Origin of the sequence: Streptomyces sp. NPDC003720 (genome assembly GCF_042875075.1) — a bacterium.
In the GTDB taxonomy this organism is placed as follows: domain Bacteria; phylum Actinomycetota; class Actinomycetes; order Streptomycetales; family Streptomycetaceae; genus Streptomyces.
On the sequence record NZ_JBIANZ010000011.1, the window covers coordinates 1 to 25,581 of the forward strand.

Annotated in this window: 22 protein-coding genes and 1 pseudogene; 9 read left to right on the plus strand and 14 right to left on the minus strand. The window is 69.4% G+C overall.

The window, feature by feature from the left end:
• Positions 1-250: 250 nt before the first annotated feature.
• The 3 genes from ACFYU0_RS28155 to thyX form a co-directional block, all read right to left on the minus strand.
• Positions 251-1,936: a ribonuclease J gene (locus ACFYU0_RS28155; RefSeq protein WP_351664184.1), complete on the minus strand. Its 1,686-nt coding sequence runs from the start codon at positions 1,934-1,936 to the stop codon at positions 251-253.
• Positions 1,937-2,091: 155 nt separating this feature from the next.
• Positions 2,092-2,991, minus strand: coding sequence for a 4-hydroxy-tetrahydrodipicolinate synthase (dapA, locus tag ACFYU0_RS28160; RefSeq protein ID WP_351664185.1), 900 nt, complete (start codon positions 2,989-2,991; stop codon positions 2,092-2,094).
• A gap of 211 nt (positions 2,992-3,202) precedes the next feature.
• Positions 3,203-3,931, minus strand: coding sequence for an FAD-dependent thymidylate synthase (gene thyX, locus ACFYU0_RS28165; protein ID WP_389304824.1), 729 nt, complete (start codon positions 3,929-3,931; stop codon positions 3,203-3,205).
• Between the two features lie 172 nt (positions 3,932-4,103).
• Here thyX and ACFYU0_RS28170 point away from each other — a divergent pair, with 172 nt between their 5' ends.
• Both ACFYU0_RS28170 and ACFYU0_RS28175 read left to right on the plus strand, forming a co-directional pair.
• Positions 4,104-4,364: a hypothetical protein gene (locus tag ACFYU0_RS28170; RefSeq protein ID WP_389304825.1), complete on the plus strand. Its 261-nt coding sequence runs from the start codon at positions 4,104-4,106 to the stop codon at positions 4,362-4,364.
• A gap of 90 nt (positions 4,365-4,454) precedes the next feature.
• Positions 4,455-5,009 carry a hypothetical protein gene (locus ACFYU0_RS28175; RefSeq protein WP_351664188.1) on the plus strand — a complete coding sequence of 185 codons (555 nt, stop codon included), beginning with the start codon at positions 4,455-4,457 and terminating at the stop codon, positions 5,007-5,009.
• Positions 5,010-5,135: 126 nt separating this feature from the next.
• Here ACFYU0_RS28175 and ACFYU0_RS28180 read toward each other — a convergent pair whose 3' ends face one another.
• The 5 genes from ACFYU0_RS28180 to rpsO form a co-directional block, all read right to left on the minus strand.
• Positions 5,136-5,588 (minus strand): hypothetical protein, encoded by a 453-nt coding sequence (locus tag ACFYU0_RS28180; RefSeq protein WP_389304826.1) that lies wholly within the window; start codon positions 5,586-5,588, stop codon positions 5,136-5,138.
• A gap of 13 nt (positions 5,589-5,601) precedes the next feature.
• Entirely contained in the window at positions 5,602-6,354 is a 753-nt protein-coding gene (dapB, locus tag ACFYU0_RS28185; RefSeq protein ID WP_389304827.1) for a 4-hydroxy-tetrahydrodipicolinate reductase, read from the minus strand.
• A gap of 24 nt (positions 6,355-6,378) precedes the next feature.
• Complete coding sequence (locus ACFYU0_RS28190; RefSeq protein ID WP_389304828.1) at positions 6,379-7,758, minus strand: M16 family metallopeptidase; 1,380 nt, start codon at positions 7,756-7,758, stop codon at positions 6,379-6,381.
• Positions 7,755-9,974 carry a polyribonucleotide nucleotidyltransferase gene (locus ACFYU0_RS28195; protein ID WP_351664192.1) on the minus strand — a complete coding sequence of 740 codons (2,220 nt, stop codon included), beginning with the start codon at positions 9,972-9,974 and terminating at the stop codon, positions 7,755-7,757. The genes ACFYU0_RS28190 and ACFYU0_RS28195 overlap by 4 nt, the downstream gene beginning before the upstream one ends.
• Before the next feature lie 324 nt (positions 9,975-10,298).
• Positions 10,299-10,586 (minus strand): 30S ribosomal protein S15, encoded by a 288-nt coding sequence (gene rpsO / locus ACFYU0_RS28200; protein ID WP_020138875.1) that lies wholly within the window; start codon positions 10,584-10,586, stop codon positions 10,299-10,301.
• A gap of 280 nt (positions 10,587-10,866) precedes the next feature.
• On the opposite strand from rpsO, the gene ACFYU0_RS28205 reads away from it, so the two are divergent.
• Complete coding sequence (locus tag ACFYU0_RS28205) at positions 10,867-11,163, plus strand: DUF397 domain-containing protein (RefSeq protein ID WP_351664193.1); 297 nt, start codon at positions 10,867-10,869, stop codon at positions 11,161-11,163.
• 78 nt (positions 11,164-11,241) lie between these two features.
• On the opposite strand, the gene eccD is transcribed toward ACFYU0_RS28205, so the two are convergent.
• Positions 11,242-12,750, minus strand: coding sequence for a type VII secretion integral membrane protein EccD (gene eccD, locus ACFYU0_RS28210; RefSeq protein WP_389305145.1), 1,509 nt, complete (start codon positions 12,748-12,750; stop codon positions 11,242-11,244).
• Between the two features lie 336 nt (positions 12,751-13,086).
• On the opposite strand from eccD, the gene eccCa reads away from it, so the two are divergent.
• The 5 genes from eccCa to ACFYU0_RS28235 all read left to right on the plus strand — a co-directional run bounded on the left by eccCa (position 13,087) and on the right by ACFYU0_RS28235 (position 20,013).
• Positions 13,087-17,058, plus strand: coding sequence for a type VII secretion protein EccCa (gene eccCa / locus ACFYU0_RS28215; protein WP_389304829.1), 3,972 nt, complete (start codon positions 13,087-13,089; stop codon positions 17,056-17,058).
• Positions 17,059-17,109: 51 nt separating this feature from the next.
• Positions 17,110-17,373: a hypothetical protein gene (locus ACFYU0_RS28220; protein ID WP_389304830.1), complete on the plus strand. Its 264-nt coding sequence runs from the start codon at positions 17,110-17,112 to the stop codon at positions 17,371-17,373.
• Between the two features lie 306 nt (positions 17,374-17,679).
• Positions 17,680-18,921, plus strand: coding sequence for a protein kinase (locus tag ACFYU0_RS28225; RefSeq protein ID WP_389304831.1), 1,242 nt, complete (start codon positions 17,680-17,682; stop codon positions 18,919-18,921).
• Between the two features lie 57 nt (positions 18,922-18,978).
• Positions 18,979-19,410 (plus strand): PQQ-binding-like beta-propeller repeat protein, encoded by a 432-nt coding sequence (locus ACFYU0_RS28230; protein WP_389304832.1) that lies wholly within the window; start codon positions 18,979-18,981, stop codon positions 19,408-19,410.
• 246 nt (positions 19,411-19,656) lie between these two features.
• Entirely contained in the window at positions 19,657-20,013 is a 357-nt protein-coding gene (locus ACFYU0_RS28235) for a hypothetical protein (protein ID WP_389304833.1), read from the plus strand.
• Positions 20,014-20,187: 174 nt separating this feature from the next.
• Here the strand turns inward: ACFYU0_RS28235 and ACFYU0_RS28240 are convergent, their stop codons facing one another.
• From ACFYU0_RS28240 to ACFYU0_RS28260, 5 genes are all read right to left on the minus strand, one after another.
• Positions 20,188-20,487, minus strand: a complete 300-nt coding sequence (locus ACFYU0_RS28240) for a WXG100 family type VII secretion target (protein WP_143640176.1) — start codon at positions 20,485-20,487, stop codon at positions 20,188-20,190.
• Positions 20,488-20,583: 96 nt separating this feature from the next.
• A complete protein-coding gene (locus ACFYU0_RS28245) occupies positions 20,584-20,931 on the minus strand; it encodes a WXG100 family type VII secretion target (protein WP_351664199.1) in 348 nt (115 codons plus the stop codon).
• Positions 20,932-21,063: 132 nt separating this feature from the next.
• Entirely contained in the window at positions 21,064-22,302 is a 1,239-nt protein-coding gene (locus ACFYU0_RS28250) for a S8 family serine peptidase (RefSeq protein WP_389304834.1), read from the minus strand.
• A 90-nt stretch (positions 22,303-22,392) separates the two neighbouring features.
• Positions 22,393-24,168: a hypothetical protein gene (locus tag ACFYU0_RS28255; protein ID WP_389304835.1), complete on the minus strand. Its 1,776-nt coding sequence runs from the start codon at positions 24,166-24,168 to the stop codon at positions 22,393-22,395.
• Positions 24,169-24,170: 2 nt separating this feature from the next.
• On the minus strand, positions 24,171-24,590 hold the full coding sequence (locus ACFYU0_RS28260) for a hypothetical protein (protein ID WP_389304836.1): 420 nt from the start codon (positions 24,588-24,590) through the stop codon (positions 24,171-24,173).
• A gap of 622 nt (positions 24,591-25,212) precedes the next feature.
• Between ACFYU0_RS28260 and ACFYU0_RS28265 the strand changes: the two are divergent.
• Positions 25,213-25,567, plus strand: a pseudogene (locus ACFYU0_RS28265) (DUF4333 domain-containing protein).
• Positions 25,568-25,581 lie beyond the last annotated feature (14 nt).

The following is a 25,581-nucleotide window of genomic DNA, read 5'->3' on the forward strand; positions in this document are numbered from 1 at the left end:
CGACTCTATCAGATCTTTTCTCGACCCGATTTCCTCGGTGCTTTCCAGGTTCCCGCTCTCGCGTTTCCCTTTCCGGCGGTTCCGACTTTATCAGAAGTTCTGAGCCGGATTTCCCACCCGATCTGTGGCAACCGTGGTCCGGAGCGTGAAGCTCTGGGGGGTTCCCCTCGGGCGGAGCCGTAAACGTACTGGAGCGGGGCGGCCCGATGCAAATCGAGGCGCCCCGCTCCCAGTTCACGCAGCCGGCGTGTCAGACCTCCACGACCACCGGGAGGATCATCGGCCTGCGGCGATAGGTGTCCGAGACCCACTTGCCCAGGGTGCGCCGGATCAGTTGCTGCAGCTGGTGCGGCTCCACGACGCCGTCCTGGGCCGAGCGCTCCAGCGCCTCGTTGATCTTCGGGATGACGCCGGTGAAGGCCGAGTCCTCGATACCGGAACCGCGGGCGTGGATGTGCGGTCCGCCCGTGATCTTGCCGGTGGACGAGTCCACCACCACGAAGACCGAGATGATGCCCTCGTCGCCGAGGATCTTGCGGTCCTTCAGGGCCGGCTCGCCCACGTCGCCGACGGAGAGGCCGTCGACGTAGACGTACCCGGCCTGCACCTTGCCGGCGATCGTTGCCTTGCCCTCGACCAGGTCGACGACCACGCCGTCCTCGGCGATGACGATCCGGTCGTGCGGGACACCGGTCAGCGCGCCCAGCTCGGCGTTGGCGCGCAGGTGACGCCATTCGCCGTGCACCGGCATCAGGTTCTTCGGGCGGCAGATGTTGTAGAAGTACAGCAGCTCGCCCGCGGACGCGTGGCCCGAGACGTGCACCTTGGCGTTGCCCTTGTGCACGACGTTGGCGCCCCAGCGGGTCAGGCCGTTGATGACGCGGTAGACCGCGTTCTCGTTGCCCGGGATGAGGGACGACGCGAGGATCACCGTGTCGCCGGGGACGATCCGGATCTGGTGGTCGCGGTTGGCCATCCGGGAGAGGGCGGCCATCGGCTCGCCCTGGGAGCCCGTGCAGACCAGGACCACCTCGTGGTCCGGGAGGTCGTCGAGGGTCTTGACGTCCACGACCAGACCCGGCGGCACCTTGAGGTAACCGAGGTCGCGGGCGATGCCCATGTTGCGGACCATCGAGCGGCCGACGAAGGCGACCCGGCGGCCGTACTCGTGGGCCGCGTCCAGGATCTGCTGAATGCGGTGGACGTGGCTGGCGAAGCTCGCCACGATGATCCGCTTGCGGGCGCCGGCGAAGACCTGTCGCAGGACGTTGGAGATGTCGCGCTCGGGCGGGACGAAGCCCGGCACCTCGGCGTTCGTCGAGTCGGCGAGCAGGAGGTCGATGCCCTCCTCGCTGAGGCGGGCGAACGCGTGCAGGTCGGTGAGGCGGTTGTCCAGCGGGAGCTGGTCCATCTTGAAGTCGCCGGTGTGCACGGCCATGCCGGCCGGGGTGCGGATGGCGACCGCCAGCGCGTCCGGGATGGAGTGGTTGACCGCGACGAACTCGCAGTCGAAGGGGCCGATGCGCTCGCGGTTCCCCTCCGCCACCTCGAGGGTGTACGGGCGGATCCGGTGCTCCTGGAGCTTGGCCTCGATGAGGGCGAGGGTCAGCTTGGAGCCGATCAGCGGGATGTCCGGCTTCTCGCGGAGCAGGAAGGGGACGCCGCCGATGTGGTCCTCGTGCCCGTGGGTGAGCACGATGCCCTCGATGTCGTCGAGGCGGTCCCGGATGGACGTGAAGTCCGGAAGGATCAGGTCGATTCCGGGCTGCTCCTCCTCGGGGAAGAGCACTCCGCAGTCGACGATCAGCAGGCGGCCGCCGTACTCGAAGACCGTCATGTTCCGGCCGATCTCGCCGAGACCGCCGAGCGGGGTGACACGCAGGCCGCCCTCGGGGAGCGACGGGGGCGGTCCGAGTTCAGGATGCGGATGACTCAAAAGACTCTCCTCACCACGAGCGCCACGTACCGGTGGGGCACGTGGCGCGCATGACGTTCGTGCAGAAGCAGTTGTCGTTGTGGGGTGCGGGCACCGGTGGCCCGCTGTTCGGTTGTCGATTCAGTTGTGAAGCTCGGGTGGTGCCAAGTCTGTTGTCAGAGCTGTACCCCGCCGGCGGCAAGATCGATCTTGAGCTGGGCGATCTCCTCCGGCGAGCACTCGACCATGGGTGCGCGCAGGGGACCTGCGGGCAGCCCCTGGAGGGCGAGTGCGGCCTTGGCGGTCATGACGCCCTGGGTGCGGAACATCCCGGTGTACACGGGCAGCAGCTTCTGGTGGATCTCCGTGGCCTTCACGACGTCGCCCGAGCTGTACGCGTCGACGAGGGCGCGCAGGTCGGGGGTGACGACGTGGCCGACGACGGAGACGAAGCCGACCGCGCCCACGGAGAGCAGCGGCAGGTTCAGCATGTCGTCGCCGGAGTACCAGGCGAGGCCGGACTGCGCGACGGCCCAGCTCGCGCGGCCGAGGTCGCCCTTGGCGTCCTTGTTGGCGACGATCCGCGGGTGCTCGGCCAGGCGGACCAGGGTCTCGGTGTTGATCGGGACCCCGCTGCGGCCGGGGATGTCGTAGAGCATGACCGGCAGGCCGGTGGCGTCCGCGACGGTCGTGAAGTGCCGGTACAGCCCCTCCTGAGGGGGCTTGTTGTAGTACGGCGTCACGACCAGCAGGCCGTGCGCGCCGGCGTGCTCCGCCTCGCGGGCCAGCTCGATGCTGTGGCGGGTGTCGTTGGTGCCGACCCCGGCCACGACGTGGGCGCGGTCGCCGACCGCCTCGACCACGGCTCGTACGAGGTCCGATTTCTCCGCGTCACTGGTGGTGGGGGACTCGCCGGTGGTGCCGTTGATGATCAGGCCGTCGTTGCCTGCGTCCACCAGGTGGGCGGCGAGCCGCTGCGCGCCGTCGAGGTCGAGTGCGCCGTCCGCCGTGAAGGGCGTGACCATGGCGGTGAGGACCCGCCCGAAGGGGGTCTGCGGAGTCGAGGTCGGAGCCATGGGTAACACGCTACTCGGTGCTCCAGGCGTGGTCTGCCCTTGGGGGGCCGGGTAAGTCAGGACAAATATGGAGCCCGGCACTGCCTGCTCGGGGGTTCAAGCAGTGCCGGGTCCGTTCGATCAGGCTAGATGAACTTCTCGGAATGCCGCAATACGGACACTTCGCCCGGCTGATCCGTACATCCGTTCCGCGTGGGAGAACAGGGCTTCGTTACGGAGCCACACGTCCGTTCGCGTTGAAGGCGGCATAGGTCAGCGGCATGAGCTTGGCCCACTCCGCCTCCATCCGCTCGCCCACCATCTCGATCTCCCGCTGCGGGAAGGAGGGCACCTTGGCCAGCTCGTGCTGGGTGCGCAGACCGAGGAAGTGCATCAGCGAGCGGGCGTTGCAGGTGGCGTACATCGAGGAGAACAGGCCGACCGGGAGGGCGGCGCGGGCCACCTCGCGGGCGACGCCCTCGGCGAGGAGCTTCCGGTAGGCCGCGTACGCCTGCTCGTAGGACTCCTCGAGGGTGCTGCGCACGGCTTCCTGCTGGGCCTGGGTGCCCTCGACGAAGACGTACTTGCCGGGACGGCCCTCCTGGACCAGCTTGCGGTCCGCGCCGGGGACGTAGAAGACCGGCTGGAGCTCCCGGTAGCGACCCGACTCCTCGTTGTAGGACCAGCCGACCCGGTGCCGCATGAACTCGCGGAAGACGAAGATCGGGGCGCTGATGAAGAAGGTCATCGAGTTGTGCTCGAACGGGCTGCCGTGCCGGTCGCGCATCAGGTAGTTGATCAGGCCCTTGGAGCGCTCGGGGTCCTTCTTCAGCTCGTCCAGCGACTGCTCGCCGACGGTGGAGACGCGGGCGGCGAAGAGGACGTCGGCGTCCGACGCGCTGGACTTGACCAGCTCGACGCTGACATCGCTGCGGAAAGTGAGCGACTCGGGGGTGGTCACGGGGGTCCTTCCATCACTTCTTGAGGTTCGCGCCCACTGTACGGGGCACCCCTGACAGTCCCGGACAGTGACCTTGCCACGCATTTTTTCGGACATGGGCACCTTTTGTGTCACTCGCGCGTCTGTACCGGTGAGGCCTGACCGTTCGATCCCGAGAGGAGCTGAACCCGCGATGTTCCACCCCCAGCCGCCGCCGGGAGGTGCCCCCGACGAGCCCGTTCCCTTCGCCTTCGTGGCAGAGGCGGACAGGTTCCGCAGCAATGTCGCTCCCCCGACCCGTGAGCCGGCCTCCCTCGGCGAGCTGGCCGGGCGCTGGCTGCTCGGCCTGACCCTCGTCGCCGGACTCGTCGGGGCCCTGGTCCTCGGGATGCCGGCGCTGTCCACTCCGTCGAGCACGCCGGCCCAGCAGTCGCAGGCCTCGCAGGGGCACTGACCCTTCCGGCCGCCCAAGGGTGGTGGGCGGGAACCCGGCCGGATAGCCTCACCGGGCACAGCCCCAGCGAGGATCGAGTGAGGACCAGCCGTGCCCCTGCCCTTCCTGACGGCCGACCGCTCCTTCGAATCGGCTTCCGAGAGCCCGCTGCCGTACGACGACCGGGACCGCTGGCGGCGGCCCTACCGGCCCGGGCCCTGGCGGGTGGGCGGCGCCGCCCTGGGGCTGCTGCTCTCCTCGTTCGTGCTGTTCGGCGCGGTCCTCATCGCCCTGACCGACTCGGTGTCCGCGGCGGGCCTGGTCCTCACGCTGGCGCTGGCCGTCATCGTCTCGGCGCTGCGCGTGCTGCGCATGGGCGTGTGGGTGAGCGCGCGCGGGCTGCGCCAGGTGGGCTTCCTGGTGACGCGCACGGTCCCCTGGCAGCGGGTGATCGCCGTACGGACGGCTCAGCAGCCGGTGCGCTGGCTGGGGCTGCCGCGCACCGTGCAGGGGCAGGCGCTGACGCTGGTGCGCAAGGACCGGGCCGCCGAGGACACGCCGCCGCTGCTGTCCACGCACTCCCTCGACTTCCTGCACCGGCCCGCGGCCTTCGACCGGGCCGCGGACACGGTGGAGGCGTGGGCCGCGGAGTACGGGCGCGGCTGACCGCCCTCGGGGCCATGACGAAGGGGCCGGACCGCGTGCACCGCGGTCCGGCCCCTTTCTCGTTCCCGTTCCTCGTACCGGCCTGGACCGGCCTGGACCGGCCTGGACCGGCCTGCCCGGGCCGGCTCAGACCTGGACGGGTCTGCCGTCGTGCAGCGCGATGGCCCGCTGCATCGCCTTGCGGGCGCGCGGGGTGTCGCGTGCGTCGTGGTAGGCCACGGCCAGCCGGAACCAGCTGCGCCAGTCGTCCGGGGCCGCCTCCGTCTCGGCCTTGCGCATGGCGAACACCTCGTCCGCGGAGTCCCGGTCGATGCGGCCGCTCGGGGTGCGCTTCAGCTCGTCGACGGGGAGGCCGCCCTCGGCCTCGAGTTCGGCGGCGAGCACGTTGGCCCGGCGGACGAACTGGGTGTTCTTCCACAGGAACCACAGGCCGATGACCGGCAGGATCAGCACCGCCACACCGAAGGTGACGGTCAGGAGCGTGCCGGTCTGGATGAGCATCACGCCGCGGCTGCCGACCAGGACGAAGTAGAAGACGAGGACGGCGGCCGTGACGAGATAGGTGATCTTCGCGCGCATGACGTGTTCCGGCTCAGCTCAGGTCGAGGAAGTGTTCCAGGCCGAAGGTGAGGCCCGGAGTCGACACCACGCGGCGGACGCCGAGCAGGATGCCCGGCATGAAGCTGCTGTGGTGCAGGGAGTCGTGGCGGATGGTGAGGGTCTCGCCCTCGGCGCCGAGCAGCACCTCCTGGTGGGCCAGCAGGCCGCGCAGCCGGACGGCGTGCACGGGGACGCCGTCCACGTCGGCCCCGCGGGCGCCGTCCAGGGCGGTCACGGTGGCGTCCGGCGCCGGGGCCGAACCGGCGCGGCGGCGGGCCTCGGCGATGAGCTGGGCCGTGCGGGTGGCGGTTCCGGAGGGGGCGTCGACCTTGTTCGGGTGGTGCAGCTCGACGACCTCGACCGACTCGAAGTACGGGGCGGCGATCTGCGCGAACTTCATGGTGAGCACGGCGCCGATGGAGAAGTTCGGCGCGATGAGCACACCGGTCTGCGGGGACTGGCCGAGCCAGCCCGTCAGCTGCGCGAGGCGGTCCTCGGTCCAGCCCGTCGTACCGACGACCGCGTGGATGCCGTGGCGCACGCAGAAGTCGAGGTTGCCCATGACGGAGGCGGGGGTGGTGAGTTCGACGGCGACCTGGGCGCCGGTCTCCGCGAGGGTCTCCAGCTTGTCGCCCCGGCCCAGGGCGGCGACCAGCTCCATGTCCTCGGCGGCCTCGACCGCCCGTACCGCCTCGGACCCGATCCGGCCCTTGGCGCCGAGTACCGCCACGCGCAGCTTGCTCATCTGTTGCTTCCTTACCGGAGGTGATTAGGCGACGGCGTCGTGCAGCCGTGCGGCCTGCTTGTCCTTCAGCGGGCCGATGACCGACAGCGACGGGCGTTGGCCCAGGATGTCCCGGGCGACCGACCGGACCTCGTCCGGGGTGACTGCGGCTATCTTCGCCAGCATGTCGTCGACGGACATCTGCTCGCCCCAGCACAGCTCACTCTTGCCGATCCGGTTCATCAGCGCGCCGGTGTCCTCCAGGCCCAGGACGGTGGAGCCCTGGAGCTGGCCGATGGCCCTGCCGATCTCGTCGTCGGAGAGGCCGTTCTGGGCGACCTGGTCCAGCTCGTCCCGGCAGATCCTCAGCACGTCGTGCACCTGGCTGGGCCGGCAGCCGGCGTAGACGCCGAACAGGCCGCAGTCGGCGAAGCCCGAGGTGTACGAGTACACGCTGTAGGCGAGGCCGCGCTTCTCCCGGACCTCCTGGAAGAGGCGGGAGGACATGCCGCCGCCGAGCGCGGTGTTGAGCACGCCCATGGCCCAGCGGCGGTCGTCGGCGCGGGCGAGGCCGGGCATGCCGAGGACGACGTGCGCCTGCTCGGTCTTGCGGCTGAGCAGTTCCACCTTGCCGGTCGTGCGGATCGCGCGGCGGCCGTCGCGCGGGGCGATGGGCTGCGCGCCGAGGTCCTTGAAGGCGTCCGCCTTCTCGAAGGCGGCACGGACCTGGCGTACGACCTTGTTGTGGTCGATGTTGCCCGCGCAGGCGACCACGAGGTGGGTCGGGTCGTAGTGCTTCTTGTAGAAGCGGCGGATGCGGTCGGCGGTGAGGGCGTTGACCGTGTCGACGGTGCCGAGTACCGGGCGGCCGAGGGCGTTGTCGCCGAACATGGTGTGCGCGAACAGGTCGTGCACACAGTCGCCCGGGTCGTCCTCGGTCATCGCGATCTCTTCGAGGATGGCGCCGCGCTCGACGTTGACGTCGTCCTCGAGGATCAGCGAGCCGGTCAGCATGTCGCAGACGACGTCGATGGCGAGCGGCAGGTCGGTGTCGAGCACGCGCGCGTAGTAGCACGTGTACTCCTTGGCCGTGAACGCGTTCATCTCGCCGCCGACCGCGTCGAGGGCGGCGGAGATGTCCAGCGCGCTGCGCTTGGCGGTGCCCTTGAAGAGCAGGTGCTCCAGGTAGTGCGTGGCGCCGTTCAGCGACGGGGTCTCGTCGCGGGAGCCGACGTGCGCCCAGATGCCGAAGGTGGCCGAGCGCACGGAGGGCAAAGTCTCGGTGACGATGCGCAGACCGCCGGGGAGGGTGGTCTTGCGGACGGTGCCGATGCCGCCGGTGCCCTTGATGAGGGTTTGGGTACGGGCGACGGCCCGCGCCTCCGAGGAGGTGCGGGCCGTCGCCTTGGAGCCACGGGACGTCACTGGTCGGCGTCGTCCTTCTTCGTCTCGTCGCCTTCTTCGCCCTCGATCACCGGAACGAGGGACAGCTTGCCGCGGGAGTCGATCTCGGCGATCTCGACCTGGACCTTCTGGCCCACACCGAGGACGTCCTCGACGTTCTCCACGCGCTTGCCGCCGGCGAGCTTGCGGATCTGCGAGATGTGCAGCAGACCGTCCTTGCCCGGGAGCAGCGACACGAACGCACCGAAGGTCGTCGTCTTCACGACGGTGCCCAGGTAGCGCTCGCCGACCTCCGGCATGGTCGGGTTGGCGATGCCGTTGATCGTGGCGCGGGCGGCCTCGGCGGCCGGGCCGTCGGCGGCACCGATGTAGATGGTGCCGTCGTCCTCGATCGTGATCTCGGCGCCGGTGTCCTCCTGGATCTGGTTGATCATCTTGCCCTTGGGGCCGATGACCTCACCGATCTTGTCCACGGGGATCTTGACGGTGATGATCCGCGGGGCGTTCGGGGACATCTCGTCCGGCGTGTCGATCGCTTCCATCATCACGTCGAGGATGTGGAGGCGGGCGTCGCGGGCCTGCTTGAGGGCCGCGGCCAGGACGGAGGCGGGGATGCCGTCCAGCTTGGTGTCGAGCTGGAGGGCGGTCACGAACTCCTTGGTGCCGGCGACCTTGAAGTCCATGTCGCCGAAGGCGTCCTCCGCACCGAGGATGTCGGTGAGGGCGACGTAGTGCGTCTGGCCGTCGATCTCCTGGGAGATCAGGCCCATGGCGATACCGGCGACGGGGGCCTTGAGCGGCACACCGGCGTTCAGCAGGGACATGGTGGAGGCGCAGACCGAGCCCATGGACGTCGAGCCGTTGGAGCCGAGGGCCTCGGACACCTGACGGATCGCGTAGGGGAACTCCTCGCGGGTCGGCAGGACCGGCACGATCGCGCGCTCGGCGAGCGCGCCGTGGCCGATCTCGCGGCGCTTCGGGGAGCCGACGCGGCCCGTCTCACCGACGGAGTACGGCGGGAAGTTGTAGTTGTGCATGTAGCGCTTGCGGGTCACCGGGGAGAGGGTGTCCAGCTGCTGCTCCATGCGGAGCATGTTCAGGGTGGTGACGCCCAGGATCTGGGTCTCGCCACGCTCGAACAGCGCCGAGCCGTGCACGCGCGGGATGGCCTCGACCTCGGCGGCCAGCGTACGGATGTCCGTGACGCCACGGCCGTCGATGCGGACCTTGTCCTTGATGACGCGCTCGCGGACCAGCTTCTTGGTCAGCGCGCGGTACGCGGCGGAGATCTCCTTCTCGCGGCCCTCGAACTGCGGGAGCAGCTTCTCGGCGGCGATGTCCTTGACGCGGTCCAGCTCGGCCTCGCGGTCCTGCTTGCCGGCGATGGTGAGCGCCTGGGCGAGCTCGCTCTTGACCGCGGCGGTCAGGGCCTCGAGGACGTCGTCCTCGTAGTCCAGGAAGATCGGGAACTCGGCGGTCGGCTTGGCGGCCTTCGCGGCGAGGTCCGACTGCGCCTTGCACAGCACCTTGATGAAGGGCTTGGCGGCCTCGAGACCGGCGGCCACGACCTCCTCGGTCGGCGCCTCGGCGCCGCCCTGGACCAGCTGGATGGTCTTGTCGGTGGCCTCGGCCTCGACCATCATGATCGCGACGTCGCCGTCCTCCAGGACGCGACCGGCGACGACCATGTCGAAGACGGCGTCCTCGAGCTCGGTGTGCGTCGGGAACGCGACCCACTGGCCGTTGATCAGCGCGACGCGGACGCCGCCCACCGGGCCGGAGAAGGGCAGGCCGGCCAGCTGGGTGGACGCGGAGGCGGCGTTGATCGCCACGACGTCGTACAGGTGGTCGGGGTTGAGCGCCATGATGGTGGCGACGACCTGGATCTCGTTGCGAAGGCCCTTCTTGAAGGACGGACGCAGCGGACGGTCGATGAGACGGCAGGTGAGGACGGCGTCCTCGGAGGGACGGCCCTCGCGGCGGAAGAAGCTGCCGGGGATCTTGCCGGCGGCGTACATGCGCTCCTCGACGTCCACCGTCAGGGGGAAGAAGTCGAGCTGGTCCTTGGGCTTCTTGGAAGCGCTGGTGGCCGACAGCACCATGGTGTCGTCGTCCAGGTACGCGACGGCGGAGCCGGCGGCCTGCTTGGCCAGGCGGCCCGTCTCGAAGCGGATGGTGCGGGTGCCGAAGGCGCCGTTGTCGATGACGGCCTCGGCGTAGTGGGTCTCGTTCTCCACTAGCGTTTTCTCCTCGTCTTCGTCCCTCGCCGCCCGTGTGGCAGGGGGACGTTTGTGGAGAAGCGCTCCGTCTGGTGCGGGCCGGTCTTCGATCGAAGCACCCGGGGCTCACTTCCCCCCGGGGGCCACTACCGAGGACCGGCGGCGGCGAGGCGCGCTCCTCCTCGTTCTGTGTCGTACGGGTTCTGCCGTACGTGTTCCGTGTCGTGCGTACTGCGTTGTGCTACCACACTACAAAGCGGGCGTGACACCGCGCACGTTCCGCACGTACGGCAAAGGGAGCGGCCCCCGAGTCCTATCGGGAACCGCTCCCTTCACGGCGTCTTACTTCGCGCCCGCCGCACCGCGGCGGATGCCCAGACGGTCGACCAGCGTACGGAAACGCTGGATGTCCTTCTTCGCCAGGTACTGCAGGAGGCGACGGCGCTGACCGACAAGGATCAGCAGACCACGGCGGGAGTGGTGGTCGTGCTTGTGGGTCTTGAGGTGCTCCGTCAGGTCGGAGATGCGACGCGAGAGCATGGCGACCTGGACCTCGGGGGAGCCGGTGTCGCCCTCCTTGGTACCGAACTCGGTGATGATCTGCTTCTTCGTAGCGGCGTCGAGCGACACGCGTACTCCTCTTAGTCTGTATGTGCCATCGAGTGCCCCCGGTCCACTTCTCGGGGGAGCTTCCACGACTCGGGAGGCGGGGATCCGCTGGGCGCGGCCTCCAGGGCGGCAGGGGATGCCTGCGGGTGCTCCGGGGGTGCGTACACAAACGGCCGTCGACCAGGGTACCAGGCGGCCGACGGCCCCTTGTCCGGGGTTCCGGAACGCCCCGGATCGGGAGGCGGCCGCCACTAGGGTGAGCGTGCTGAGCCTACGTACGTCGGGAAGGGGTCGCTTCGGGATGGCGGAGTCGCAAGCGGAGATGAAGGCACGCAAGGAGCGGGAGCGGGACGAGCTCTACGCGCTCGACATCTCGGACGCCGAGTGGCACTGCGCGCCGGGCACCGAGGAGGACGAGGAGCGGGTCGAGATCGCGTACCTGCCGGCGGGGGCGGTGGCGATGCGCTCCTCCCTCGATCCGGGCACGGTGCTGCGGTACACGGAGGCCGAGTGGCGGGCCTTCGTGCTGGGCGCCCGTGACGGCGAGTTCGACCTGAAGCCGATGCCGCACGACGGCGGGCTCGCGACGACGGACTGAGCGGGCGACGGCGAAGGGCGGCACGCGCGCGTGCCGCCCTTTTCGGTGCCGTGGGGCAGCCCGCCCCGGTCCGGCCGTCTAGCTGGTCATCGCCCGGGCCTGCGCGTAGACGTCGAAGACGGCCAGCGCCAGCGGGATCAGGGTGAGCAGCACGAAGCTCTCGGCGATCTCCAGGAAGCGTCCCCAGAAGGGGGTGACGCCGCGCCGCGGGGTGATCAGGGCGATCGCGGTGACCAGGGCGATGGCCGCGCCGACCGCCGCGGCGAGCCAGACGCTGCGGATGTCGAGGGCGGTGGTGTCGCCCTGGAAGGCGTCGATCACGTAGTCGCGCGGCGGGTTCAGGGCGAGTCCGAGGCCGAGGAAGACGATCGCGGCGAGGCCCGCGGCCAGGGTGGCGCCGACCTGCTGGGTGTAGCGGAACAGGTGGGCCCGCATCAGCATCGCCAGGCCGGTCGCGAGGGCCAGGAGCTGCGCCCAGGTGTTGCTGGAGAAGCCGAGGACGATCGACGCGCCGACCGCGACGAGGGCGCAGCCGCCGACGAGGCCGACGAGGAGTTCGTGGCCGCGGCGGGCCTGGGCCGCCACCCGCTCGGCGTCCACGGGCTCCTGCGGGGCGGGCTCGCCGCCGCCGTAGCCGCCGCGGGACGGGTTGGGCGGCTCGAAGCCGATGGGCAGCCGCGCGAAGCGCATGGAGAGACCCGGCAGGAAGGCCAGCGCCACGACGGACAGCGGGGCGCAGATCGCGGCCGTCTCGATGGGCCTCAGCTCGGTGAGGATCGCGATGAAGGTGGTGATCAGGCCGACGGCGGAGGCGAAGACGAACGCCACGAAGGGTCCGTCGCCGCCCGGCGACACCAGGGTGAGCACCACGGACGCGACGAGGACCGCCGCACAGGCGAGCAGGAACTGCAGCCGCCCGATGCCCTCGCCGCCGGCGAGCGGCAGCAGCCCCGAGCCCGCCACGCCCACGTTGGGCAGCGCCCCGAGCCCGAGCGCGACCGCGGAGCCGCGGTCGTCGTACACCCGCGCGCGTACGCACGCGATGCTGACGAGCAGGAGTCCGGTGACGCCCGCGACGATGCCCTGGAGGCTGTTCATGTCGTGCCGGATCTGCGAGCTCCAGGCCACGAACGCCAGGAGTGCGGGCAGGATGCCGGCCGCGACCAGGCCGGCGGCACGGGTGAGGTCGCCGCTCCACAGGGTGCGGTCGCGGGTGACGGCGGAGGCCACGGCCTCGGAGACGTCGTCGAGGACGGCGGGCGGCAGCGACTCGGCGAACGGGCGCAGGGTGAGCAGTTCGCCGTCGAGGATGCGCTGGGCGGTGAAGGAGCGGGCGCCGTCGAGGACGGTGCCGTCACGCCGTACGAGGTGGTAGCCGACCGGGGCGCCCTCGGCGGGGCTCTGCTGGGAGAGGCGCAGGATCTCCGGGTGCAGGTCGGCGACCGGTACGTCGTCGGGCAGTGCCACGTCGATACGGCTGTCGGGCGCCACGATGGTGACCCGGCAGAAGCCGAATCCCATGCCCGCCCCGGAAGGGGCTCCGGTGCCCGGTCCGCCGGTCGCGCCGGCCGGCGCGGAGGCCGTCATGCTCACCTGCTGTTCCCCCTCGTCGGTGGGGCGGGCCCGCGGTGCCGCCGCGCACCCTTCCGCCCGTAAAGATCCTGTGTAGGTTGTGCCGCGCCTTCCGTTCCGTCGGCCGACCGCGGGGTCGCAACCGGGGTTCGCGGGGTGGCGCTCGCTTCGAACCGTTGCGTATTGCCCGGGTTTTCCCGGAACGATTCGCAACTGCTCACGCGTCTCACCCGGCACCCTACCGCCCGCCGTTGTCCGTGGTTGTCAGTAGGATCGCGCTTCGCGGTCGACGTTCGCCTGACACGGGGCGGCGGACGAAAAATCTCGGTCCGGCAAGGGAATTGGTGCGTAGTGAGCCACATCGTCGTCAAGCGCCCGCCACGGGCACTGCCGAAGGAAGTGCCCACGGACGAGGTCGTACTGCAGTCGCCGCCGGAACTCCCGCGCGGCCAGCAGGAGGGCGCGCTGATGCAGCTCCTGCCCATGCTCGGCATGGGCGGGTCCGTGGTGTTCTTCTTCAACCCCCAGGCCCAGCCGTTCATGAAGATCATGGGCCTGGTGATGGTGGCGTCGACGATCGGCATGGGCATCTCGATGCTGGTGCGCTACCGGCGCGGCAGCCAGGGGCAGATGGCCGACATGCGCCGCGACTACCTCCGTTACCTGTCGCAGACCCGGCGTGAGGCCATGGGCACCGCGAAGGCGCAGCGCGACGCCCAGTTCTACCTGCACCCTTCACCCGAGCAACTGTGGGCGCTGGTCGCCGAGGGCAGCCGGGTGTGGGAACGTCGCACCGGCGACGAGGACTTCGGGCAGGTCCGGGTGGGTCTCGGCGCGCAGGCGCTGGCAACTCCCCTGATCCCGCCGCAGACCGCCCCGGTGGACGAACTGGAGCCGCTGACCGCGGGTGCCATGCAGCGCTTCCTGGCCACCCACAGCGCGCTGGACGACCTGCCGATGGCGGTGTCGCTGCGGGCCTTCTACCACGTGACGATCAGCGGCGAGCCGGGCACCGTGCGCGGCACCGCCCGTGCCGTCGCCGGCTCCCTCGCCTCCCTGCACTCCCCCGAGGACCTGGTCATCGCGGTCGTCACCGGCCGGGAGTCGGCGCCCGAGTGGGAGTGGGCCAAGTGGCTGCCGCACGCGCAGGCCCCGGGCCTCGCCGACGGCGCCGGCAGCATGCGCCTGATCACCACCAGCCCGGTGGAGCTGGAGGACCGGCTCGCCACCCGGCTCCAGGGCCGCCCACGCTTCCACCCCGCCGCGCCGCCGGTCGCCGAGCAGCCGCACGTGGTGGTCGTGCTCGACGGCGTCTCGCTGCCGCCCACGTCGCTGCTGGCCAGCCCCGAGGGCCTGCAGGGCGTAACGGTCCTGGAGGTCGTCCCCGGCGACCTCACCACCGGCCGCGGCGACCTCTCCGTCGTCGTGCACCCCGAGGAGCTGAGCCTGGAGTCGGCGCACGGCATGGTCTACGAGGGGACGCCGGACGTCCTGTCGTACGAGGCGGCCGAGGCCCTGGCGCGTCAACTGGCGCCGCTGCGGATGGGTTCGGGCGGGGACGACGACGAACCGCTGCTCGCCAACCTCGAGTTCACCGATCTGCTGAACCTCGGCGACGCCGCCTCGGTGGATCCCAAGCGGACCTGGCGGCCGCGCTCGCAGTCGGAGCGGCTGCGCGTGCCGATCGGCCTCGGCGAGGACGGCCGGCCCGTGATGCTCGACCTGAAGGAGGCGGCGCAGGAGGGCATGGGCCCGCACGGCCTGTGCGTCGGCGCGACCGGTTCAGGCAAGTCGGAGCTGCTGCGCACGCTGGTGCTCGGCCTCGCCGTGACCCACTCCTCGGAGACGCTGAACTTCGTCCTCGCCGACTTCAAGGGCGGCGCCACGTTCGCCGGCATGGCCCAGCTCCCGCACGTGGCGGCCGTGATCACCAACCTCGCGGACGACCTGACCCTCGTCGACCGCATGGGCGACTCGATCCGCGGCGAGCTCAACCGCCGCCAGGAGATGCTCCGCGACGCGGGCAACTACGCGAACATCCACGACTACGAGAAGGCACGCGCGGCGGGCGCCCCGCTGCAGCCGATCCCGTCCCTCGTCCTGGTGATCGACGAGTTCAGCGAACTGCTCACCGCGAAGCCGGACTTCATCGAGATGTTCGTGCAGATCGGCCGTATCGGCCGTTCGCTGGGCGTGCACCTGCTGCTCGCCTCCCAGCGCCTGGAGGAGGGCCGGCTGCGCGGCCTGGAGACCTATCTGTCGTACCGCATCGGTCTGCGCACGTTCTCCGCGGCCGAGTCGCGCGCGGCGCTGGGCGTCCCGGACGCCTACGAACTGCCGAACGTGCCGGGCTCCGGCTTCCTGAAGTTCGGCACCGACGAGATGGTCCGCTTCAAGGCGGCCTACGTTTCCGGTGTGTACCGCACCAGTTCCCAGCAGGCCGCGGCGCTCGGCGGCCCGCTGCCCGTCGACCGCAGGCCGGTGCTGTTCACGGCGGCCGAGGTCCCGGTGCAGTACGCGCCGGTCCCGCAGCAGCGCCAGGAGACGCCCGAGAAGCAGCAGGACGACGCGCTCGCCGACACCGTGCTCGACGTGATCGTGCGGCGTCTCGAGGCACAGGGCCCGGGCGCCCACCAGGTGTGGCTGCCCCCGCTGGACAGCCCGCCGTCGCTGGACGCGCTGCTCCCCGGGCTCGCCCCGGTGCCCGGCCGCGGCATGACCCAGCCGGGCTACGAGGGCGCGGGCCGGCTCGTCATCCCCCTCGGCCTCGTCGACAAGCCGTACGAGCAGCGGCGCGACCCGCTGTGGACGGACTTCGGCGGCGCGGCCGGCCACATGCAGATCGTCGGCGGTCCGCAGTCCGGCAAGTCGACGCTGCTGCGCTCGATCATCGCCTCGTTCGCGCTCACCCACACCCCGCAGGAAGTCCAGATCTACGGCCTGGACTTCGGCGGCGGCGGCATGGCCGCGGTGGCCGGCCTGCCGCACGTGGGCGGCGTCGCCTCCCGCCTGGACCCCGAGAAGGTCCGGCGTACCGCGGCCGAGGTGTACGGCGTCATGACCCGCCGCGAGGAGTACTTCCGCTCCTCGGGGATCTCCTCCATCGCGGAGTTCCGCTCCCGCCGCGCGCGCGGTGACATCTCGGTGACCGACCAGCCCTGGGGCGACGTCTTCCTGGTCATCGACGGCTGGGGCAACTTCCGCACCGACTACGAGGCGCTGGAGCCGCTGGTCCTGGACATCGCCGCGCGCGGTCTGGGCTACGGCATCCACCTCATCCTCACCGCCTCGCGCTCGATGGAGGTCCGGGCGAACCTCAAGGACCACCTGATGAACCGCCTCGAGCTGCGGCTCGGCGACCCGATGGACTCCGAGTTCGACCGCAAGGTCGCGGCCAACGTCCCCACCGGTGTGCCGGGACGCGGCCAGACCCCGCAGAAGCAGCACTTCATGGCGGCGGTCCCGCGGATCGACGGCCTGTCCTCGGACACCGACCTCGCGGAGGCGACGAGCGCCCTCGCGGCCGAGGTCACCCGGCACTGGCAGGAGCCGGGCGCGCCGGAAGTGCGGCTGCTCCCCCGCGAGTTCCCGGCGGCGCAGCTTCCGCCGGGCGACCGTTTCCCGCAGCGCGGCATCTCCTTCGCGCTCGACGAGGACAACCTCGAGCCGGTGTTCGTGGACTTCGAGCAGGACCCGTTCTTCCTGGTGTTCGGCGAGAGCGAGTCCGGCAAGTCGAACCTGCTGAAGCTGCTGATCAAGCGGCTCACCGAGCGCTACGACGGCAACACCTGCAAGCTCTTCGTCGTCGACAACCGCCGCTCGCTGCTCGGCGTGACCCCGCCGTCCCACCTGGCGGAGTACATCCCGATGTCGAACCAGATGCAGCACCACATGGACGCCCTGGCCGACCTGATGCAGCGCCGCACCCCGACGGCCGACGTGACCCCGGAGCAGCTGCGCAACCGCAGCTGGTGGCGGGGCCCCACGGTGTACGTCGTCATCGACGACTACGACCTCGTGTCCACGTCGAGCGGCAACCCGCTGGCGGGCCTGACGGAACTGCTCCCGTTCGCCCGCGACGTCGGCGTCCGCTTCATCATCGCCCGCTCCACGGCGGGCGCGGGCCGCGCCGGCTACGAGTCCTTCATGCAGCGCATCAAGGAACTCGGCGCCCAGGGCGTCGTCCTCGCGGGCGACCCGGCCGAGGGCGACCTGCTGGGCGGCGTCCGGCCCCGCCCGATGCCGGCGGGCCGGGGCGTCTTCGTGTCGCGGAAGCGGGGGAAGCCGATGGTGCAGGTGGGGCAGGTTCGCGATGACGACTGAGCGGGGTGTCGACGTTCGTGGTGCGGCGGCCCGGTCCGGTACCAGGTGACCGTGCCGGCCGCACGCCCACGGTTCCCTTCGCGTATCGGCCCGTACACCGTCCTGACGGCTCTGGACGGTGACGCGACGAGCACGGTCGCCGAGCGCCGCTGCATCGCCCGGAGCGGCGCCGGAGACCGTACGGTCGTCCTGTCGCTGCCGCCCAGCGGTGCGGACCACGCGCGGTGGGCCGCCGAGGCCGTGACCGCCCGTGACCTCGCGCTGCCCGGACACGTGCGGATCACCGAAATCGGCACGTCGTCGGACCTTCCCTGATACGGCGTCGAGTACCGGGCGCGCTCGGCGAAGGCGGTATGGGCAAGGTCTACATCGGTCAGGACGCCTCGGGCTCCCTGGCAGCGGTGAAGGTACTGCGCCCGGAGCTCCCCCACGACCAGCACCTGTCCCACCGTTTCTGCGTGAGGCGCACACCGCCCAGGCGGTGTCCAGCGAGGGGGTGGCACGGGTGCTGGGAGCTCAGCTCGAGGGCGGGCGCCCCTGGATCGCGACGGAGTTCCTCCCAGGTCCGACCCTGGAACAGGCGATCGACACCCATGGACCGTTCGACGAGACCGGCGTCAGGTGCTCGCCGCCGCGCTCGCGAGCACGCTGTCGGACATCCATGCCGCCGGTCTGGTCCACCGCGACCTGAAGCCCGCCAACATCGTGCTGACCTCGCGGGGCCCGCGCGTCATCGACTTCGGTATCGCCCGTCCCGAGCACGGCCTGACCCTCACGACGACCGGACAAGCCCCGGTGACACCCGGATTCGGTGCGCCGGAACAGGTCCTCGGGCATCGGGTGGGCCCGGCTGCCGACGTCTTCTCCCTCGGCGCCGTGCTCGTGTACGCGGCCGGCGGCCGCCCCGCGTACACCGGTTCTCACGTCGCCGCGGTGCAGTACGCGGTCGTACATGGAGAACCCGACCTGTCCGCGGTTCCGTCAGGTCTTCGCACCCTCATCCAGCCCTGTCTGTCCAAGGACCCGGGGAATCGGCCCGCTCCGGCGCAGATCGCAAACGCCTTCGACGCACCGCGAGGGGGTCGAAGGCTCTGGCAGCGGGGTCCCGTCGCCGACGTGATCAAACGGCACGAGACGCAGACCGAGCAGTACACGACGGTCGTGGCGAACGGACAGCAGCCGGGCACGTCACACCGCCGGTTCCTCTCCGTGCTCGGTGCGGGCGGTGCCCTTCTTGCCACCGGCGGAGGCGCAGCCACGTGGTGGATGCTGCGCGACGAGCTGCCGCCGGCCGGGGACGCCCCGCCAGCCCCACTCGTCAAGCGCCCGAGCGCGGGCGGCTACACCGTCAACAGGCCGCCCCGTCCGCTCTGGGGACCGATCAAGGTCGCGGCCGCCGATTCTCCCGCGCCTCTGGTGCTCCGCGACGTGGTCATCTTCGCCTCCGCGGACGGTGGGCTGACCGCTCGTAAGGTCGTGGACGGTTCGCAGAAGTGGACCCTGCCCGATATCGACGCCACCGCGCGGTATGTGGCGCTGGGGCGCTCCCAGTTCGCGGCCGTCGACACGAAGGGGACCCTGCATGTACACGACGCGTCGACCAGCGAGCGCTTGTGGAGCGTCGGACTCGGAGCCAAGCGGGTACTGGCCGCCGACGCTTCCACCGTGTACGCGGCAACGGCCGACGACAACCTGAGGGCGGTGGACAGAACCAGCCACGAGAGCAGGTGGCCCGAGGTCACCGCCTATGTCGCGCCCATCGGAAAGACGGCCGAGGCCGCCGCCGGTGACGGACGTCTGGTGCTGTCCACCGACGAGGGCGGGATCTTCGTCTTCAACTCCCGCACCGGCAAGAAGGCGTAGGAACTGGCACAGCAGAACAAGGGGGCGGCCTTCGCCCCGATCATCGCCGACGGGACGGTGTACCTGGGGGGCAACGATCTCACGGCGTGCCGTCTGAGCGACGGCGAGGAACTCTGGAAGGTTCTCGGCACCTGGGGTCCGCCGGCTCTCGAGGGGGATCACCTGTGGTCCGTGGACGGTGGTGACCGCTGGTCCCTGTACGACCATCGCCCTGTCCGCTTCTCCGCCGGCGCGGGTGTCGCGGACGAAGGGTGGTATGTGACTCTCGAAGGTGATGACACGCCCTTGGTCGAACCGCTCATCCAAGCGAACTCCATGTGGTTCGTCGAAGGGGGCAACAGCAAGGGCGTCACCGCACTCGACAAGAGCACCGGCGACCTGGCATGGACGTACCAGCCCGAGCGTGGTGGCACCTGGCGCATGGCGGCCGCCGGGAACCGGGTCTTCCTCCTGAACGGCGGAGAGGCGGTGGCCATGCCGGTGTTCTGAGCTCGCACGCTGACGACCTCGAAACAGAACTGCCGCGAGTCAGGAGTCCGGATGCCCCGCCCCCGAACCCGTTCGCCGATGGCCCGTACCGTCAGTCTCCTGGCCGCCGGTCTGACCCTGGCGGCCTGCTCCTCGGGAACTACGGACGGCAGAAGGGAGTACGCAGTTCCCCCGTCCTTGTGCGGGAATCACCTGCCCGCCTCAGCCCTCGCGCCCCTTCTTCCTGCGGGGAAGAAGATCTCCTCCGTGAAGACCGGCTCCCCCGGCTTCATCCGTTGCCGACTGGTGGTCGACGAACGGGTCGTGGTCACCAGCATCGTCGAGCGCCGGGACTCCTCGACGACCCTGAGCGACGTCGCCTACGGCACCTACGGCCTGGGACCCGACAGCGTGGAGAAGCAAGGGAAGTACGTCGTCTCCGATGCACAGGGGGTCGGGCGCGTCGACTGCGGCGGGCCGCGGAAGGAAGACCACGAGACCTTCACCATGATCCGGGCTGAGGACGTCGAAGCCGGCACTCCGGCCATGGTGAAGGCCATCACCGCGTTGACCGCTGCGGCTTCGACGGCCAAGGCGTGCACCGACACCGCCGACTCCGTGTAGCGGATACCGGTACCGCCACACCTGTCGGCCGTCGGCCGGACGTCGTGGACCGCCACCAGGGTCACCGGAGCGGCGAGTTCGGCGGCCGGGAAGACCCAGGGCCCCAGGAGACAGCAGCAGGGTGGGCGCCTCCCGCGCGCGCCCACCCTGGAGTTGCTTCTTGCGAGCCTCGACCTACTGGAAGTAGCTGGAGGCCTTCTTGTCGCCTTCCATGTACGTACCGCCGGACTGGGCGACGACGTGGCCGATCCCGGTCAGCGCCTGGTGGATGTCGTTCGCCTCCTTGTCCCAGCGGTGCAGCTTCTCGTGGAAGGTGGTCTGCGCCTGGCCCTCCCAGTACTGCATGCTGCTGACGACCATCTTGCGCAGCTCCTGCAGGTCCTGCTCGAGCTGGCTCGCCTCGTTGCCGATCTTCGTCGCCGCGACGTCGAGCCCGTCGTAAGTTACTGACAGTCCCTCAGCGTTGTTGGCCATGACCGTTTACCTCGTCTCGCCGATGTGTGCCTGTTGTGTGCGCCGGCTGCCCGGCAAAAGCTCTGTGTGCCGCCCGCCTCTCGAGGAGGCCGAGCCTCAGTAGGAGCTGAGGGAGGAGGACTGAACCGTGGGAGCGCCGTCCTGGACGTCGATCTTGTTGACGGACGCGCGCACCTCGTCTTCCTTGCTGTCCTTGATGTTGCGCGTCGTGGTCATCGCCTCGATGACGTCACCGAGGATGTCGCCGATGTTCTTCAGCGACTCGTTGATCTCGTACTGCTTCTTGTCGAACGCGGCACGACCGATTCCCTGCCACTGGCCCTCGAGGCCGTCGATGACGCCCTGGAGTCCGTGGACGCGCTTACGGATGCCCTCGTACTTCTCCGCCATCCGCTTCTGCAGCTGGATTACTGCGGCATCTTCGAGCTTCTGCTTGTCGGCCATGTCAGCCCGCCCTTTCTTGTCTGTCTCTTCGGTCCAACTGTTCCGGCCCACCGCCGAGTTGGTGCGTCACGGCGGTGAGCCCGCACTGCATGCCCCGTCCCGAGAGCACAGGGCTGGGTACGACTGCTGACGTCACCTGGCACGCCGGGCGCGCAATACGGCAGCCCCTACGCCACCGATCACGAGGACCGCGGCGACGGCGCCGAGTGCGATCCAGAGGGTGTTGCTGTCGTCCGACGACTCCGCGCTCGATCCTGCCGCCGCGGTGCCGCCGGTAGAACCCTTCGCGGGGGCTTGTGACGGGGTTGATGCAGAGGCGGAGGGAGAAGAAGAACTGGAAGACGGGGCCGCGGACTTGGCCAGCAGGTCCCCGCCATTCTCCTTGGCCAGCGGATCGACGTGCGCAGGTCCGGGGTTGTAGTCGGGATTCTCCAAGACCATGCGCGGCCGAACGGCACCATAGCCCAGATACTTGCCCGGTTTATCCTTCGGCCAACTACGGCCAGCAGTGTCGATCAAGGCACGCGTGATCTGATTCACTGTCCAGTCAGGGTGAGCGGACCAGAGCAGAGCTGCAGAGGCCGAGGCGATGGCAGCCGCCGCACTCGTACCGTTCACGTCGTCGCAGTACGCACGGAAGGTCGCGTCGCACCATCCCGGGAAGTCCTGGCCCGGGGCGGCGAAGTCCACGTATCCGCCCGCAGAGGCAAACTTCGAGACCGAGCCGGCTTCGTCGGACGCCGTCACACCGACCACGTAGTGGTAGGCGGCAGGGTAATCAATGGTGTCGCCAGAGCTTTGGCCGCCGTTACCCACGGCGGCGATGAGGAGTTTCCCCTTCGAAGCGGCGTATTCGATCGCTGCCTTTTCCTTGGAGCTCGGTCCCTGCGCACCGAACGACATGTTGATGATTTCAGCGTCGGTGTCGGCCGCCGCCTTGATCGCCTTCGTGGCGTCGGGCGTCTTCTGCTTCTCCTCGGTTCCGCCCTTGAAGCCGTCGAACATGGCTCGGTAAGGGACGATTTTCGCTCCCGGCGCGAGGCCCTTGAGACCGCCCCCGGCTCCCGTGCCCGCGATCAACTCGGCCATGGTCGTGCCGTGACCGAGGTAGTCGTCTGTCGCTCGGTACGAGGCCGACTTGGGTACTTCGTCTACCAGTACCTGCCCCTTGAGCGATGGGGTGTTCGGGTTCACACCGCTGTCGATCACAGCAACCTTGACGCCCTTACCCGTGCTGACCTGCCACATCTTTGCGGCCTGCATCGGGCCCAGATACCACTGCTTCGACTGGGCGTCGGACGCCGCCGCATTGGGTGCGAATCCCACAGTGGAGACCGCCAGGACGCCGACGACCGCGCCCACAGCACGCACTCTTCGACTGCAGCGCGGCCTGTGAAACGTAGCCGACTCGACTCGTCGGCTGATCCCTGACTTCATCGTCTCCGTGTCCTTGTTCGCAGCTCAGTCGACCACCGGCGGCACATCTCGCCGGGGCCTGTTGGGCAGGTGTGTCTCTTCGTCTTCGACCAGGTAGTCAGGGCGCGACGCTCGCGCGTCCTCACCGTTCTCGGGCTTGTCGTTGCGGTTGGCACCGCGTACGAGGCCGGTGCCCCCACGCGTCATGCCGTTGCGCTCAGCACCTGCGGCGGAGTTGCGTGTGGACGGCCTGCCCGTGACTGCTTCGGAGCCTCCGGCACGGGCACGGGAACCCGTCGCGCTCGAACCCGGCCTCGCTGTGGATTCAGACGCTCCGAAAACACCGCGCTGCCCGAGTCGGCTGGTCGTGGGCCGGGAGTTCCCCCCGTCGCGGCCGATGACCGTGCCGCGAGGGATCTTCGATCCGCCCTTCGCCGAATTGCCGCCGGCATTCGCGGGTCGTCCTCCGACCACTCCGTTGGACCGGCCAGCGCCGGTCGCCGGCCCGCTGCTGCCTCGAGATGCCGCCGAGCCGCCGGGCTTCGGCGTCCCGCCGGTGACTGCGCGGCCCATCGAGTTCGACTTCGGTCCGGAAGTGGCGCCCTTGACCGCCGACTGCCCGGTCGATGTGGCACGGCCCATCTGGTTCATGGGCCCTTGCCCCGTGGAGCGTCCGGAGCCTTGGTTGGTCAGCCCGGACCCGCCACCGCGACCCTGAGCGGACGGAGGGGTGCGGAAGCTTCCTGTGCCACTCGGTCCCCGGCCGGATGCGGAATTGGCAATCGGGGTCCCGAAAGGACCGTCGAACACACCGGGCTGACCGTTAGCGGTGGGAGGGGTACCAGTAACCGGCGGCGTGTGTCCTGCCACGGGTGTAGTCGTCGGCGGAGGCAGCGTGCCCACGGTGTCGATATTCGTCCCCACGGGTTCGTCAGGGAGCGAGACGCCACCGGGGATGTGCGCGGGAGGCCCCGTGCCATCGCTTGTCACATGGCTGGGCACGTCCCCGACCGACGTGGCGTGGTGGGCCGTGGAAGTAACGGGTGATGCCGCTCCGGAGCCTTGCTGCGATCCGGTACTCGCGTCCGAGCGATCGACTTGACGCACGCCTCGGGGGCGGGGGACTCCCACGTCAGGCATGGACGTGAACGTCGGAGTCTTTTCCTTGGCGGGCAAGCCCGACAGGACCTCTTCGGACACCGCGTAATACGACGCCAACCGGTTCATCTGGTTGATCGCCTCTTGACGGTCCTTCTCCACCTTCACTGCGGCGGCGTACCCGTCCTTGTCCGCCGCTTTCTCAGCCGCAGTGAACGTCGTGGGCCGCTTCCGGTTGGCGGGATCACGAGCCGGCATGGCACCACGTACGGCCGCAAGCCCAACGGCGGCAGCCGTGATCTGATCACCCGCTGCTCCGGCGAAGTCGCTCAAGTGGTGCGTGTTGGTTACGAGCTTGGCGCCCCAAGTGCGGAAGGCATCGCCGGACTCGCCGACCCAGCGAACCTTGTCGATGTGGCCGTAGAGGTCGTCCGCAGCGGCCTTGATCGCGTCCCGTGCATCCCACAAGGCCTTGCCCGAGGACTCGAGGTCCTCCGGATCGGTCTGCTCGACCAAGTCGACCATCTTGTTGAGGTCGAGATCGCGCTGGTCGAAGTCCGTCCGACCTGTGATCGCCTGGCCAAAGGGCGTGGCTCCGACCGCTGTTCGAACAATGCCGTCGAGGAATCCGGTCCCTGGGCCGTCCTCCACGCCTCGCACGAAATCCGTGACGTTGTTCTGCGCGTCGACCCGTTCCAGGTCTCCCTTGTGCTTGTCGGTCATCGTCAGTACTCCACACCAGTCTTCGGGCCAGCAGCGCGACCGCCGCCCTGCTTGTCCTCGATCTTGCTGATCTCCGATTGGATCGCCCAGAACCGCTGGCGCTGCTCCTCTTCGAGCTTGTCGAAGCCGTTGTGCGCCCCCTGGACCGCGATGCCGATCGCCTCGATCTGCAAGTGCAGGGTCTTGGACAAGGAGGTGAGCTCTGCGTGGACTCGGTTGTACTGCTTGTACAAGCCGTGCGCTTCAGGGAAGTCGCTTTCCGCGCCTGAAGTCAGAGACGTGGGTCTGATCGTCTGGGCTCCGACCTTCATCGGATTACCCGCGGACGCCTCAAGAGTGGCGAGAACCGCATCCACCCGCGACACGAACTTGTCCAACGCCTCACCGCTGGCCTCCAGGTTCGCCGCCCTGGTCGCTGACACGCCCCCCACCATGTCTGCCGGAAGCACGACGCTCCTCCCCGTTTCCCCGTACGGTCCATCAGCCCTGACGGGCCGGGACCAACCACCCGCTCGCCGTACGATCGCAAAGCGAGCCTGCGTCTCACAACGCCTTTACCACTCTAGTCAACCTGCCCAACGGGTCCAACCAAGCATGTGTCTTAACTCGGTTACGAGACAGCGCCTCACGCCATGGTTTGTCCTATTTTTCTGTTTGCAGCGAACCGGCGCCCCTCGGGCCGCGTTGCGTCCTCACCGCGGACGACCCGGGCTCTGCGGCGCGGACGGCCCGGACCGGGCGACGCCCCTGGGTACCTTCATCAAACCTCTACACAAGGGCGGACGCGCACCCAAGGGACAACTGCCGTACACACGATGGAGTTGTCGCCACAGGGCCACGATCACGCTTACGAGCATGAGCAGTTGACGAGCGGACCAGTCTGAGCTGTCGCCGCCGCGTGAAGATTACGCATGGAGAACCCGAAAGGTTCATGGGGAGCCGGTGACCGTTGTGCGCGGGCACGTCCTCAGAGAGATGGGCGCAAACCCGCCGAGTATGCTTCGTGCGTCTTTCTGTCATGCTCAGCAAAATCGGAGACCCGACATGCCCAAGTTCCGCAGCTACGCGGCCATTACGGCAGTTTCGGCTGCCGCTGTCGGGGCCTTGCTCTCCGGTTGCTCGGCCTCCGTCAACGTCGGTGAGTCCACGCCGAAGCTGTCCGCCGACAAGCTGGCTTCCACGCTGTCCGCCGAAGCTCGCCGCTGCCACTGGGCGGCCCAAGCCGGACGTTACCTGCCCCGAGGATCTCAAGGGCAAGGTCGGCACCACGACCCGGTGCACGCTCACCGCGAACGACGGCAGCACCCTGGGGATCACAGTCAAGGTGACCTCTGTGGACGACGGGAAGATCAACTTCGATTTCAAGGCCGACGACAAGGTTTCGCCCGCTGCGGGCTGAGGCCGTTCAGCGGG